The organism is Nocardioides sp. Root1257 (genome assembly GCF_001425175.1).
Lineage (GTDB): Bacteria > Actinomycetota > Actinomycetes > Propionibacteriales > Nocardioidaceae > Nocardioides.
This window is the reverse complement of the sequence record NZ_LMDV01000008.1, coordinates 801,505-814,776: the sequence shown is the minus strand read 5'-3', so window position 1 is coordinate 814,776 and position 13,272 is coordinate 801,505. Positions and strand designations below refer to the sequence as shown.

General features: G+C 72.3%; 12 protein-coding genes. 7 read left to right on the top strand and 5 right to left on the bottom strand.

Going from position 1 to position 13,272, the window contains the following annotated elements:
- Window positions 1-47: 47 nt before the first annotated feature.
- From ASC77_RS11935 to ASC77_RS11915, 5 genes are read left to right on the top strand one after another with little or no spacing between them, the layout of a single operon-like run.
- Window positions 48-764 (top strand): hypothetical protein, encoded by a 717-nt coding sequence (locus ASC77_RS11935; protein WP_056152657.1) that lies wholly within the window; start codon window positions 48-50, stop codon window positions 762-764.
- A gap of 34 nt (window positions 765-798) precedes the next feature.
- A complete protein-coding gene (locus tag ASC77_RS11930) occupies window positions 799-1,911 on the top strand; it encodes a TIGR03857 family LLM class F420-dependent oxidoreductase (protein WP_200944966.1) in 1,113 nt (370 codons plus the stop codon).
- Window positions 1,908-2,927 (top strand): phosphotransferase, encoded by a 1,020-nt coding sequence (locus ASC77_RS11925; RefSeq protein WP_056152654.1) that lies wholly within the window; start codon window positions 1,908-1,910, stop codon window positions 2,925-2,927. Before ASC77_RS11930 ends, ASC77_RS11925 begins: the two co-directional genes overlap by 4 nt.
- Window positions 2,928-2,937: 10 nt before the next feature.
- On the top strand, window positions 2,938-3,780 hold the full coding sequence (locus ASC77_RS11920) for a patatin-like phospholipase family protein (RefSeq protein WP_056152651.1): 843 nt from the start codon (window positions 2,938-2,940) through the stop codon (window positions 3,778-3,780).
- Window positions 3,777-3,956: a hypothetical protein gene (locus ASC77_RS11915; RefSeq protein ID WP_056152647.1), complete on the top strand. Its 180-nt coding sequence runs from the start codon at window positions 3,777-3,779 to the stop codon at window positions 3,954-3,956. The genes ASC77_RS11920 and ASC77_RS11915 overlap by 4 nt, the downstream gene beginning before the upstream one ends.
- 2 nt (window positions 3,957-3,958) lie before the next feature.
- Here the strand turns inward: ASC77_RS11915 and ASC77_RS11910 are convergent, their stop codons facing one another.
- Window positions 3,959-4,321 (bottom strand): VOC family protein, encoded by a 363-nt coding sequence (locus tag ASC77_RS11910; RefSeq protein WP_056152644.1) that lies wholly within the window; start codon window positions 4,319-4,321, stop codon window positions 3,959-3,961.
- On the bottom strand, window positions 4,318-5,085 hold the full coding sequence (locus ASC77_RS11905; RefSeq protein ID WP_056152641.1) for a trans-aconitate 2-methyltransferase: 768 nt from the start codon (window positions 5,083-5,085) through the stop codon (window positions 4,318-4,320). Before ASC77_RS11905 ends, ASC77_RS11910 begins: the two co-directional genes overlap by 4 nt.
- Window positions 5,086-5,187: 102 nt before the next feature.
- Here ASC77_RS11905 and ASC77_RS11900 point away from each other — a divergent pair, with 102 nt between their 5' ends.
- Entirely contained in the window at window positions 5,188-5,676 is a 489-nt protein-coding gene (locus ASC77_RS11900; RefSeq protein ID WP_056152637.1) for a MarR family winged helix-turn-helix transcriptional regulator, read from the top strand.
- Between the two features lie 168 nt (window positions 5,677-5,844).
- On the opposite strand, the gene ASC77_RS11895 is transcribed toward ASC77_RS11900, so the two are convergent.
- The 3 genes from ASC77_RS11895 to rsmA are packed head-to-tail and all read right to left on the bottom strand — an operon-like array spanning window position 5,845 to window position 9,396.
- Window positions 5,845-7,644: an ABC-F family ATP-binding cassette domain-containing protein gene (locus ASC77_RS11895; RefSeq protein ID WP_056152633.1), complete on the bottom strand. Its 1,800-nt coding sequence runs from the start codon at window positions 7,642-7,644 to the stop codon at window positions 5,845-5,847.
- Window positions 7,637-8,539, bottom strand: coding sequence for a 4-(cytidine 5'-diphospho)-2-C-methyl-D-erythritol kinase (locus ASC77_RS11890; protein ID WP_056152632.1), 903 nt, complete (start codon window positions 8,537-8,539; stop codon window positions 7,637-7,639). The genes ASC77_RS11895 and ASC77_RS11890 overlap by 8 nt, the downstream gene beginning before the upstream one ends.
- Window positions 8,536-9,396, bottom strand: a complete 861-nt coding sequence (gene rsmA, locus ASC77_RS11885; RefSeq protein ID WP_056152629.1) for a 16S rRNA (adenine(1518)-N(6)/adenine(1519)-N(6))-dimethyltransferase RsmA — start codon at window positions 9,394-9,396, stop codon at window positions 8,536-8,538. Before rsmA ends, ASC77_RS11890 begins: the two co-directional genes overlap by 4 nt.
- A gap of 117 nt (window positions 9,397-9,513) precedes the next feature.
- Between rsmA and ASC77_RS27205 the strand changes: the two genes are divergently transcribed.
- A complete protein-coding gene (locus tag ASC77_RS27205; protein WP_200944965.1) occupies window positions 9,514-13,248 on the top strand; it encodes an immune inhibitor A domain-containing protein in 3,735 nt (1,244 codons plus the stop codon).
- The last annotated feature ends 24 nt before the right edge of the window (window positions 13,249-13,272 follow it).

Here is a 13,272-nt window from a genome sequence, read left to right as displayed (position 1 = left end):
CCTGCGGTCGATGTGGGGCGCCCCGCCGCGTTCGTACGGTCCTCGGCATGACTCTCACCGACACCTCCACCGACAGGTCGAGCACCCGTACGACGGGCCTCGACGTCACCCGACTCAGCGCCTGGTGCGGCCTGGCGTTCACCATCAGCCAGCTCACCGTCATGGTCTGCATGTCGATCTTCGTGCTGCCGCACGGCGGCCGGCCCGGGATGGACCCGCTCACCTGGGGACAGAAGGTCCTCGCCCACGAGGACGCCTTCCGGATCGGCAACTACGTCTTCATGGTCGCCGGCGTCCTGCTGCTCGGCTTCCTCGGCGCCGTCAACGTGCGGCTGCGCCGGGCCGACGACACCGGCACGCTCGCCACGGTCGCCGTCGCGGCGGGCACCCTGCTCGCCTTCGTCTGGCCGTACGCCGCGGTGCTGCACGACGTCGCCATCGACACCGCCGGCAAGGGCACCGACCTGCGCCTGCTGGCCGGCTGGGACACGGTCGCGCCGTACTCCCTCGCGTTCTCGGCGCTGCCGCGCATCTTCTTCATGCTCGCGATCGTGCTCGCCCTGCGACTCACCGAGAGCTCCCCGTGGCTGCAGCGCACCGGCGTCGCCATCGTGGCGATCAGCGCGATCGGGACCGCGACCACGCTGACCGGCGCGGCGTTCCCCGCGCTCGCGATCGGCTCGCTGGGCTACGAGCTCTGGGTGGGCGCCCTCGCCTGGCGGTGGCTGCGCGACGACACCCGCGCAATTGCGACGGACTCCTGACGCGCGTCAATTCCTCCTGCTAGCGTCCGCGTCTGTGATCGACACCACCCCGCCGTTGGACGGTCAGGAGCTGCCGGAGATCGGCTGCTACGGGCTCGCCGGCCACTCGGCGAACCCTCGCGACCTGCTGGCCGAGGTCCGTCTCGCCGAACGACTGGGCATCGGCTCGGTCTTCCTGTCCGAGCGCTTCAACGTCAAGGACGCCGCCGTCCTGGCCGGGGCCGCCGGGGCGGTCAGCGAGACGATCGGCATCGCGACCGCGGCCACCAACCACAACACCCGGCACCCGCTCGTCACCGCGACGTTCGCGACGTCGATGCACCGGCTGACCGGGGGCCGCTACGCGTTCGGCCTCGGACGCGGGTTCGACCTGCTCTTCGACGTCATGGGCGTCCCGCGGGTGACCGGCGCCCAGCTCGAGGACGCCATCGGGATCTACCGCTCGCTGTGGCACGGGCAGGCGGTGATGGGTCACGAGGGCCCGGCCGGCAGCTACCCGTACCTCTCCCAGGACAGCTCGTTCGACGAGGACATCCCGGTCCTGATGATGGCGATCGGGCCCAAGTCGCTCGAGCTCGCCGGCCGGGTCGCGGACGGCGTCGTCCTGCACACCTTCCTGTCCGACGAGACGCTCGCCCGCTCGGTCGCGACGATCCGCAGCGCGGCGGAGCAGGCGGGTCGCGACGCGGCGTCCGTCCGGGTCTGGGCGGTGCTCGCCACCGTGGAGGAGTCGATCCCCGAGGAGGCCCGGCTGCGCAAGCTGGTCGGCCGCCTCGCGACGTACCTGCAGGGGTACGGCGAGGTCCTGGTGCGCGCCAACGGCTGGGACCTGGCGGCGCTCGAGCGCTTCCGCGCCGACGACCTGGTGCAGGGCTACCCGGGTGCGTTCGACGCGATCGGCACGGTCGAGGAGCTGCGCCACCTGCGCGACGACGTGCTCCCGGCGGAGTGGCTCGCCGCCTCGGCCACGGGCACGGCGGCGCAGTGCGCGGCACGGATCCAGGACCAGCTCGACGCCGGCGCGGACAGCGTCATCCTGCACGGCGCGACGCCGACGGAGCTCGCGCCGGTGCTGGACGCCTGGCGGGAGGTCCGGCCGGCCGACGCGCTGGCCGGGCTGCCCACCAACCCCGGGCGGAGCCGATGATCCTCGAGGAGGTCACGGCCGACTGGCTGAGCGGCGTGCTCGGTCGGGACGTCGCCGGGCTCGCGGTCGAGCAGGTCGGGACCGGCCAGATCGGCACCTGCTTCCGGCTCCGGTTCGGCGCCGACGAGACGGTGCTCGTCAAGCTCCCGCCGCCGGACACGTCCGCGCGGGACATGATGGCGGGCGCCTACCGCGCGGAGGTGCGGTTCTACCAGCAGGTCGCCTCGACCGTCGCCGTCCGGACGCCGGCCTGCCACCTCGCCGAGATCGCCGAGGACTCCGGCGACTTCGTGATCGTCCTGGAGGACCTGGCGCCCGCCCGGCAGGGCGACCAGATCGCGGGCTGCACCGCCGCCCAGGCGCGCGACGCCGTGGTCAACCTCGCCGGGCTGCACGGCCCGCGCTGGTGCGACCCGACCCTCCTCGAGATCGACACGCTGTCGGTCAACGACGCGGAGTCCATCGAGCTGCTGCTGGCGATGTGGGACCCGACCGCCGACCTCTTCCTCGACGGTCTCGGCGAGCTGGTCCCCGACGAGGACGCCGCCACCATCCGGGCCTGCGGCGACGTGATCGAGCGGTGGCTGCTGGCCCGCGCTCACCGCTTCGGCCTCGTGCACGGCGACTACCGCCTCGACAACCTGCTCTTCCCTCCGGACGGCGGCGACGGCGTCGTCGCCGTCGACTTCCAGACGCTGAGCCTCGCACTGCCCGCGCGCGACCTGGCCTACTTCCTCGGCACCAGCCTGTCGGTCGACGACCGGCGCGCCCACGAGCGAGAGCTGGTGGCCGCCTACCACCAGGCGCTCACGTCGTACGGCGTCCAGGGCTACAGCCTCGAAGACTGCTGGGACGACTACCGGCTGGCGATGGTCCAGGGGCCGCTGGTGTCGATCTTCGGGTGCGCCTACGGCACGAGGACCGCGCGCGGGGACCAGATGTTCGCGGTGATGATCGAGCGCTCCTGCGCGGCCATCCGCGACCTCGGCACCCTGTCCCTGGCCGCCGCCCAGTAACGTCCCGGGCATGACGCTTCGACGTGGGTTGGTGCTCGGTGGCGGTGGGATCACCGGGATCGCCTGGGAGACCGGGCTGCTCTTCGGGCTCCAGGAGCTCGGGGTCGACGTGACGGTCGCCGACGCAGTCGTCGGCACGTCCGCGGGCTCGGTCGTCGGCGCCCAGATCACCACCGGGATCACGCTCGAGGACCTCTTCGCCTACCAGATCTCACCGCCGAAGCCCGCGCGCCCGGCCTCCATCGGGCCGAACGTGCTCGCCGGCTTCGCGCTGGCGATGTTGCGCGCCCGGGGCGACCTCGAGGCATTCGGCCGCAACGTCGGCCAGTGGTCGGTCCGCCGCGCCGAGGCCGGCAAGCTGCCGACCCTCGAGGAGCGCTTCGACGCGATCCGCGAACGGCTGCCGATCCAGGAGTGGGGTCCCGGGCAGCGGCTGCAGGTGACCGCGGTCGACGCCGGCACCGGAGCGCTGCGGGTCTTCGACGGCTCGGACGGCGTCTCGCTGGTCGATGCCGTCGCCGCGAGCTGCGCCGTACCCGGCGTCTACCCGCCGGTCCCGATCGAGGGCGTCCAGTACATCGATGGCGGCGCCCGCTCGGGCTCCAACGCCGACCTGCTCGCCGACTGCGACCGGGTCCTCGGCTTCACGCCGGTCGACCGCGCCGTCGGCCCGATGCGCACCGCCGGCCAGCTCCTCGGCTCGACGCCGCACCTCGTCGTCTCGCCCGACAGCGCCTCCGTCGCCGCGATCGGCCGCAACGTCCTCGACCCCGCCCGCCGGGCCGCCTCGGCCCGGGCCGGGTGGGCGCAGGCCGCCGTGGTCGCGCCGCTGGCCCAGGAGACCTGGGCGTGAGCGAGCGCCGGGTCAGCTGGTCGCTCCTCGTCGTCGCCGCGCTCTGCCTGGTGCCCGTGGGTCTGGGCATCGCGCTGCTGACGTACGACGGTGGCGCGGCCCTCGGCTGGGGGCTGATCGGCTTCTTCGGCGCCGGCACGGTGGTGCTGGGCCGCAAGGCGCTGACCGGGACGTAGCCCTAGCCCAGCACCTCGACCCGGTTGCCGTGCCCGTCGTAGGTGTGGAAGCGGTGGTGGCCCGGGAACGTGTGCCGCTGGCTCCAGTCGACGTCGAAGCCGAGGCCGATGAGCCGGGCGGCGACGGCCTCGAGCTCGGCGACATCGGCGAGCACGAACGCCGGGTGCGCCTTGCGGGCAGGGGCGAACGGATCCTCGACGCCCACGTGGATCTCGGCGTCGCCGCCGCGGAACCATGCTCCCCCGCGTGCCTTGAGGTCGTCCGGCTTCTCGACCTCGGTCATCCCGAGACCCTCGCCGTAGAAGCGCCGAGCGACGACCTCCCCACCCGGCGGGCAGGCGACCTGGACGTGGTGCAGCCTCATGCCGCGACCCGTGCGACGACGAAGACGCGGCGGAAGGGCAGCACGACGCCGTACGCGTGCTCCGGGTAGGCGGCCGACAGCCGCCGCTTGAACTCCGCCTCGAACCCGGGCCGCAGGTCATCGGGCAGGGCCTGGAGGGTGGGCCGCGCGCCGGTGCCCGACACCCAGGTGAAGACCGGGTCCGGTCCGGTGAGCAGGTGCAGGTACGTCGTCTCCCACGCGTCCACACGGCAGCCCAGCCCGGCCAGGGCGTCCAGGTAGACGGCCGGGTCGTGGCTGCTCGGCACGGCGACGCCGACGGTGTGCTCGGCGTACGGCGCCTGCGCGGCGAGCTCGTCGCGGATCGTGTGACTCGGCTCGTCGAAGTTGCCGGGCACCTGGAACGCGAGCCAGCCGCCGGGCGCGACCGCGTCGACCAGGCGCGGCAGCAGGGCGAGGTGGTCGGGCACCCACTGCAGCGTGGCGTTGGAGACCAGCACGTCCACCGGCGCGGCCGGGGTCCAGTCGCGCAGGTCGGCGACCTGGAAGCGGAGCCCGGCGAGCTCGCGCGCCTTCGCGATCATCTCGGGGCTGGAGTCCAGGCCGAGGACGTCGGCAGCGGGCCAGCGCTCACCGAGCAGCGCGGTCAGGTTGCCCGGGCCGCAGCCGAGGTCCACGACGGTGCGCGGGTCGGTCGCGGCGATGCGGGCGACGAGGTCCACGAACGGTCGACCGCGCTCATCGGCGTAGGTGAGGTAGCGGTCGGGGTCCCAGGTGTGGGTCATGCGTCCTCCGGTTCCAGCAGGTGAAGTGTCTTCACATCAAGACACTTTGCTCCGCCTTTGTCTTGATGTCAAGATTCTCGACGCATCCGCTACGCTCGCCCCATGCGGGACGAGGTCGACGAGCTGGTCGAGGCGTGGGAGCGCGAACGCCCCGACCTCGATCTTGCCCCGGTCGAGGTCTTCAGCCGGATCAGCCGCCTGGGCCGCCACCTCGACCTGGCCCGCCGGGAGGCGTTCACGGCCGGTCAGGTGGAGTCCTGGGAGTTCGACGTGCTGGCCGCACTGCGCCGTGCGGGCGCGCCGTACGAGCTCTCCCCCGGGCGGCTGCTGCGCGAGACGCTGGTGACCAGCGGGACCATGACCAACCGCGTCGACCGCCTGGTCGACCGCGGCCTGGTCGAGCGGCTGCCCGACCCGAAGGACCGGCGCGGGGTGCTGGTGCGCCTCACGCCCGAGGGCAAGGTCTCCGTGGACAGGGCGTTCGAGAAGCTGCTCGACGCCGAGCAGACGTTCCTGGCCGGGCTGCCCGAGAAGGACCGGGTCCGGCTGGCCGCGCTGCTGCGCACCCTGCTCTCGCCGTTCGCCGACTGAGCCGTTCGCTCGCGTGGGCAGCGGGTGGGCCGGTCCCAGGGATACCCGGTCTACCGGGGATTCTCGAACTTGTGGGCCCGTGCAAAACTCTCGAAGTTCATGAAGTGCCGGTTCACCGGGTATTCCTGGGACTGCCGGGAGCAGCGCAGGTCCACGCCGACTGACCGGCTACTCCAGCCCCTCGGCCGCCTCGAGCCACTCGAGCTCGAGCTCGCCCTTCTCGTTGGCGAGCACCTCGAGCTGAGCGCTGAGCTCGGCGAGGCGGTCGTAGTCCTGGGCGTGCTCGGCGATCTCGAGGTTGAGCTTCTGCTCCTGCTCGGCGATCCGCTCCAGCTGCCGGTCGATGCGCGCGATCACCTTGCGGGCGGCCCGCTCCTCCGCGCTCCCGGCCTTGACGCGGGTTGAATCGGGACTTGTGACGGTTGAGTCGGGAGTTGTGACCGTCGAATCTGCCGATTCAACCGTCACAAGTCTCGATTCAACGGCGCGGCGCTCGAGGTACTCGTCCACGCCGCGCGGCAGCATCGAGATCTGGCCGTCGCCGAGCAGCGCCCAGACGGAGTCGGTGACGCGCTCGAGGAAGTAGCGGTCGTGGGAGACCACGATCAGGGTCCCCGGCCAGCCGTCGAGGAAGTCCTCGAGCACGTTGAGCGTGTCGATGTCGAGGTCGTTGGTGGGCTCGTCGAGCAGCAGCACGTTGGGCTCGTCGAGCAGCAGCATCAGCAGCTGGAAGCGCCGCCGCTCGCCACCGGACAGGTCGCCGATCCGGGCGGTGAGCTTGTCGCCGGTGAACCCGAAGCGCTCCAGCATCGCGCTGGCCGTGATCTCGGCGCCATCGGCCGTCTTGGTGACCCGCCGGGCCGACTCCACCATCGGCAGCACCCGGCCGTTCGGGTCGAGGTCGTCGAGCTGCTGGGTCAGGTGCCGCAGCGCGACCGTCCGGCCGTGCTTCACGCGACCTGCCTGCGGCGCGAGCGCACCCGAGATCAGGTTGAGCACCGAGCTCTTGCCGGCGCCGTTGACGCCGACGATGCCGACCCGGTCGCCCGGGCCGAGGCGCCAGGTGGCGTGGGACAGCAGCGTGCGGTCGCCGCGGACCAGGTCCGCGTCCTCGATGTCGATGACGTCGCGCCCCAGCCGCTGGGTCGCGAACCTCTGCAGCTCGAGCCGGTCCCGCGGCGGCGGCACGTCCTCGATCAGGGCGTTGGCCGCGTCGATGCGGAACTTGGGCTTCGACGTCCGCGCCGGCGGGCCGCGCCGCAGCCAGGCGAGCTCCTTGCGGGCGAGGTTCTGCCGGCGCATCTCCGAGGCCGAGGCCTGCCGGGACCGCTCCGCCTTCGCCAGCACGTACGCCGCGTAGCCACCCTCGTAGGCATCGACAGCGCCGTCGTGGACCTCCCAGGTCCACTGGCAGACCTCGTCGAGGAACCAGCGGTCGTGGGTGACGACCACCAGCGCCGACGACCGCTTCACCAGGTGCTGGGCCAGCCAGGCCACGGCCTCGACGTCGAGGTGGTTGGTCGGCTCGTCGAGCACGATCAGGTCGTGGTCGCCGAGGAGCAGCGCGGCCAGCGAGCAGCGTCGGCGCTCACCACCCGAGAGGCCGTCGACCGCGCGGTCGAGGGCGACCCCGGCGAGCAGCACCTCCACGATCTCGCGCATCCGGACGTCGGCGGCCCACTCGTGGTCGGACCGGCCGCCGAGCACGGCCTCGCGGACGGTGTGGGTGTCGTCGAGCTCATCGCCCTGGTGCAGGTAGCCGATCAGCAGACCTCGCTGCTGCGAGACCCGGCCGGTGTCGGGCTCCTCGAGCCCGGTCATCACCTCGAGCAGGGTGGTCTTGCCGTCGCCGTTGCGGCCGACGATGCCGATCCGCTCGCCGACCCCGATGCCGAGCGAGACCTCGGTGAGCAGCGGGCGGACGCCGTACGACTTGGAGACGCGCTCGAGGTTCAGCAGGTTAGACATAGGTCACCGTGTGAGCGCCGGCGACCGCGCCGTTGGTCACCAGCACGACGTCGTGCGCCTCGCGGAGCTCGGCGGCGGTTTCGCGGGCCTGGTCGGACGACTCGCACAGGAAGACGCAGGTCGGGCCCGAGCCGGTGACGACGCCGCGGAGGGCGCCCGCCGACTCCCCCGCCGCGATCAGCCTCTCGAGGTCCGGGCGCAGGTCGAGCGCGGCCGGCTGGAGGTCGTTGTGCAGGGCAGCGGCCAGGGCGTGCGGGTCGCCGGCCGCCAGCGCGGCGAGCAGCGGCTCCGGCATCGGGGGTACGGCGGGGGCGTCCGGGAAGAGCCGGTCGAAGTGCCGGTAGATCTCCGGGGTCGACAGGCCGATCGGCGAGGGCACCAGGACCCACCACCAGGTGCCGGCGTCGGCCACGGGCTCGACGAGCTCGCCGCGGCCGGTGCCGAGCGCCGTGCCCCCGACCAGCGCGAACGGGACGTCGCTGCCGAGCTGGGCGGCCAGCGCGAGCAGGTCGTCGTCGGAGGTGTTGGCACCCCAGAGCCGGTCCAGCGCCACCAGCGCGGCGGCCGCGTCGGCCGAGCCGCCCGCCATGCCGCCCGCGACCGGGATCGCCTTCTCGATGTGCACGTCGCCGCTGACGGCCAGCCCGTGGTGGGCGGCGAGCAGCGCGGCCGCGCGGTCGACGATGTTGTCGCCGGCCAGCGGCACGTGGCTGCGGTCCATCCAGTCCGAGACCGCGACGTCGACGACCCAGCCGTCGGCGTCGACCACCGTCAGGTCGTCGTAGACCCCCACGGCCTGGTAGACGCTGGTGAGCGGGTGGAACCCGTCCTCCCGCGGCGCGCCGACGCCCAGGTGCAGGTTGATCTTGGCCGGTGCGCGGACCGTCAGGCTCATGCGGGCAGTCCTTCTGCGATGCGGACGAAGTCGTGGATGGTCAGGGTCTCGCCGCGGGTCAGCGGCTCGATGCCGGCCTGCTCCAGGGCGGCGTCGACCGCGTCCCCGGGAGCGATGCTGCGGAGCGCGCCCCGCAGCGCCTTGCGCCGGTGGGCGAACGCCGCGTCGACGACCTCGAAGACGCGCTGCCGCGACACCGAGGTGGTCGGCGGCTCGCGGTGGGTCCACGCCACCAGCCCGGAGTCGACGTTGGGTGCGGGCCAGAAGACGTTGCGACCGACGGCGCCGGCGCGTCGTACGTCGGCGTACCAGGCCGCCTTCACGGACGGGACGCCGTACACCTTGGAGCCGGGGTCGGCGGCGAGCCGGTCGGCCACCTCCGCCTGCACCATGACGAGTCCGTGCCGCAGCGACGGCAGCAGGGCCATCAGGTGCAGCAGCACGGGGACCGACACGTTGTAGGGCAGGTTGGCGACCAGCGCGGTCGGCCGCGGCCCGGGCACCGCGGTGACGCGCAGCGCGTCCGCGAGGACGACCTCGAAGTGCGCCGCCTGGTCGGGGGCGTACGTCGCGATCGTCTCGGGCAGCAGGCTCGCGAGCTTGTCGTCCAGCTCGATCGCCACCACCCGGCCCGCGACCTCGAGGAGCGCCAGCGTCAGCGAGCCCAGCCCCGGCCCCACCTCGAGCACGACGTCGTCGGCGGTGATCGCGGACTCCCGGACGATGCGCCGCACCGTGTTGGGGTCGATCACGAAGTTCTGGCCGCGCTGCTTGGTCGGACGCAGGTCCAACCGGGCCGCGAGGGCACGCACCTCCGCCGGGCCGAGAAGGCGCGGCACAGCGGGGGTCTCGGACATGGTCGCCAGCGTAGTCAGCGGCGTGGTGGAACCCGATTTCCGGACGTTCGGAGCCTCGCAATCGATAGGGTCCGGGGACACCCGCGGGTCTCGGGCCGTGCCGACTCGGAGGGAACCATGAACCGACGTGCCATCGCGTCCGTGAGCGCGCTCGCGCTCGCGGCAGCCCTGCCCCTCGTCGCAGGCTCCGCCCACGCCAGCCCGGTGCCGGGCTCCTCGCCGCAGACCGAGCGGTCCGCGACGAGCGACCGTGGCAAGACGCTCAGCGACGACCGACCCACCCCGCCGGCGGCCCAGCGCGCCACGTTGCGCCAGACCGCCGTGGAGCAGCTCGTCAGCGGCGAGGCACGGCTGAGGGGCAAGGGCCAGCAGCGCACCATCGAGATGGCGGACGGGACCCTGGTCGACTACCCGGTCACCGACACGGCCCAGCTGCTCACCTTCCTGGTCGACTTCGGCAGCGGCGCCGGCAACCCTGCCTTCCCGACCCAGACTGCCGGCCCGGTCCACGACCAGATCCCCGCGCCGGGCCCGCAGGACAACTCGACGTACTGGAAGCAGCACTTCAACCGCCAGCACTACCTGGACATGTTCTTCAACGGCATGCCGGAGCAGGACGGCGAGTCCTTCAAGGGCATCTACCAGGAGATGTCCAGCGGCCGCTTCGACCTCGAGGGAGACGTCTCCGACTGGATCTCGGTCGACCACCCGGCGTCCTACTACTCGCCCGCCGACGGCCAGGAAGGCCCCGCCGACATGGCTGCCTTCATCGGCGACAGCGCGACCGCCTGGTACGACGCGCAGGTCACCGCCGGCAAGAGCGATGCCCAGATCAAGGCCTACCTCCAGCAGTTCGACCAGTGGGACCGCTACGACAGCGACGACGACGGCGTCTACGACGAGCCCGACGGCTACATCGACCACTTCCAGGCCATCCACGCCGGGGAGGGCGAGGAGGCCGGCGCCCCGCCGTGGGCAATCTGGTCGCACCGCAGCGGCGCCAACTACGACCCCACGAACGCGACCGGTCCGTGTGCGCCGACCGAGTGCTTCAACCCCGGCGGCGTCGAGATCGGCGACACCGGCTACTGGATCTTCGACTACACCACCGAGCCCGAGAACGGCGGCCTCGGCGTCTTCGCCCACGAGTTCGGCCACGACCTCGGCCTGCCCGACTACTACGACACCGAGACCGCCGACTCCGACAACGGCACCGGCTTCTGGAACCTGATGAGCGCGGGCTCCTGGCTGAGCCACGGCGGCGCGACCGGGACGACGCCCGACCACATGGGTGCGCCCGACAAGCTCTTCCTGGGCTGGTACGGCCCGGGCAACAAGGACCTGGCGATCACGGACGGACTCGCCGAGGAGGCCTCGGAGGTCACGCTCGGCCCGTCCAACCATGCGACGACGACAGGCGACCAGGCCGTCCTCGTCGACCTTCCGGACGGCCACGCCGTCCTCGACGGCCCGGTCACGGGCAGCGACGGCTACTACCTCTACTCCGGCAACCAGAGCTCGTACGACGCGCTGGCGACCAGCCCACCGATCGCGGTCCCCGACATCCCGTCGCCGGGCTTCTCGGCGCACGTCGCCTACGCGACCGAGAAGAACTTCGACTACGTCTACCTGCAGGTCTCGACCGACGACGGCGCGACCTGGCACAACGTCGAGACCTCCGAGTCGACCGACGCGAACCCGAACGGCGCGAACCTCGGGCACGGCATCACGGGAGGCGACGGCAGCTGGGTGGACCTCACCGCCGACTTCACGCCGTACGCAGGGCACACGATCCGGGCCCGCTGGGAGTACTTCACGGACGGCGCGAGCCTCGGCGCGCTCGGCTTCGTCGTCGACGACATCGGGGTGACCGACGGCTACTCGACCACGTTCTACGACCCGAGCGGCTGGAACCTGGTCAAGTTCACGCCGGTGGCGGACAACACGTACTCCATCAGCTACCCGCAGTCCTACATCGCCGAGAACCGTCAGTACCGCGGCTACGACAGCACCCTGGAGGCCGGCCCGTACAGCTGGGGCCACAACGTCTCGGCACCACCGTTCACCAAGTCGGACCGCTTCCCCTACCAGGACGGCCTGCTGATCTGGTACCTCAACGGGCGCTACAGCGACAACAACACGAGCGTCCACCCCGGCGGCGGGCAGGCACTGCCGGTGGACGCGAACCCGGCCGTCCAGCAGTGGACCGAGGACGACGGCGACCCGGTCGCGGCGACGGACTCGCGCCTCCAGACCTTCGACAGCACCTTCGACGTGGACGAGACGGACCCGCTGGACCTCGACTACGAGGTCGAGCCCGGCTTCACCGTCCACCTGGAGACCCCGGCGCACGACAGCGTCCCCGTGTTCGACGACACCGACGTCGACGGCTACTACGACGACTCCGTCGACGGGGGTGAGTTCCTCTCGACGAAGGTCGCCGGCACCGGCGCCATGATCCAGGTGCTGTCGTCCGACGAGAGCACCGGTGCGATGCGGGTCAAGATCGGGTCCCGCTTCGCGGCCGCCACCACTGCCCCGGCGATCACCGGGGACGCCGTGTACGGCGAGACCCTGACCGCCACGCCGCCGACCTGGTTCCAGGACGGTGTCGACGTCAGCGACCCGACGTGGCTTCGCGACGGCACGCCGATCGAGGGCGCCGACGAGGCGTCCTACGAGATCGGCCACGCCGACGTCGGGCACACGCTGTCCGTCCGCTACACCGGGACGCTGGCCGGCCACACCGCGACGACGACCGAGTCGGCAGGGGTGGCAGCGGCCGTCGCGCCGGCACCCGCACCGACGACGCCGATCGCCGTCGGGGGCACCCCGCAGGTCGGGCAGACCCTCACCGCCCATGGCGCGACCTGGCCACTGGCCGGCACCTCGACCTTCGCGTGGTCGGTCGGCGGAAGTCCGGCCGGGACCGGCACGACATACGTGGTCCAGCCCGGCGACCTGGGCAAGACGGTCCGGCTGACGGAGACGTTCCAGAGCACCGACCACGCCGACGCGACCACGAGCGCCGAGAGCTCGACCGTCGCGACCGGTGCCGCTCCGAGCGTGCTGATGCCGGCCCAGCTCGGCGGCTCCGCACAGGTGGGCCAGACGCTGACCGCGACGGGGGCCGTCTGGTCTCAGCCGGGCACGTCCACGTTCGCGTGGTCCGTCGACGGGACCGAGGTCGGCACCGGCACCAACCTCACCGTCCCGATCGCCGCGCTCGGCAAGGTCGTGCGAGTCACGGAGACGCGGACGAGCAGCGGGTACGACGCCGGCACGACCACCGTCGACAGCGCGGTCGTGACCGCGGGAGCGGCGCCGATGGCGACCACGCCGCCGAAGGTCGCCGGAACGGCGCGCGTGGGCAGCACGCTGACGGTGGTCGGCGGGACCTGGCCACGCGCCGGCAGCTCGACGTACGCCTGGTCGATCGGCGGCAGGACCGTCGGCACCGGCACGTCGTACGACGTGGCGGCGGCGGACGAGGGCAAGAAGGTCACGGTGACGGAGACCTTCACCAGCCCCGGCTACCAGGCCGGCATGGCGAGCGCGCAGTCGGCATCCGTCGCCAAGGCGCCCGTGGCCCTCAAGGTCGCGGTCGGCAAGACCAAGGCGGGCAAGAAGGTCGGGGTCGTCGTCCGGGCGACGGCGCCCGGCATCGACGTGCCCGGGAAGGTGAAGGTCGTCTACGGCGGCACGAGCCTGGGACTGTCGACGCTGAAGCACGGCGCGGCCTCGGTGAGGCTGCCTGCCAAGAAGAAGGGCGACTACCGGCTGGTCGTCACCTACGTGCCCGCCACCGGGTTCGGGACGGCCAGCAAGGTGATCACCGTCCGGGTGAGGTAGCAGGATGACGAAGGGCCCCGGTGC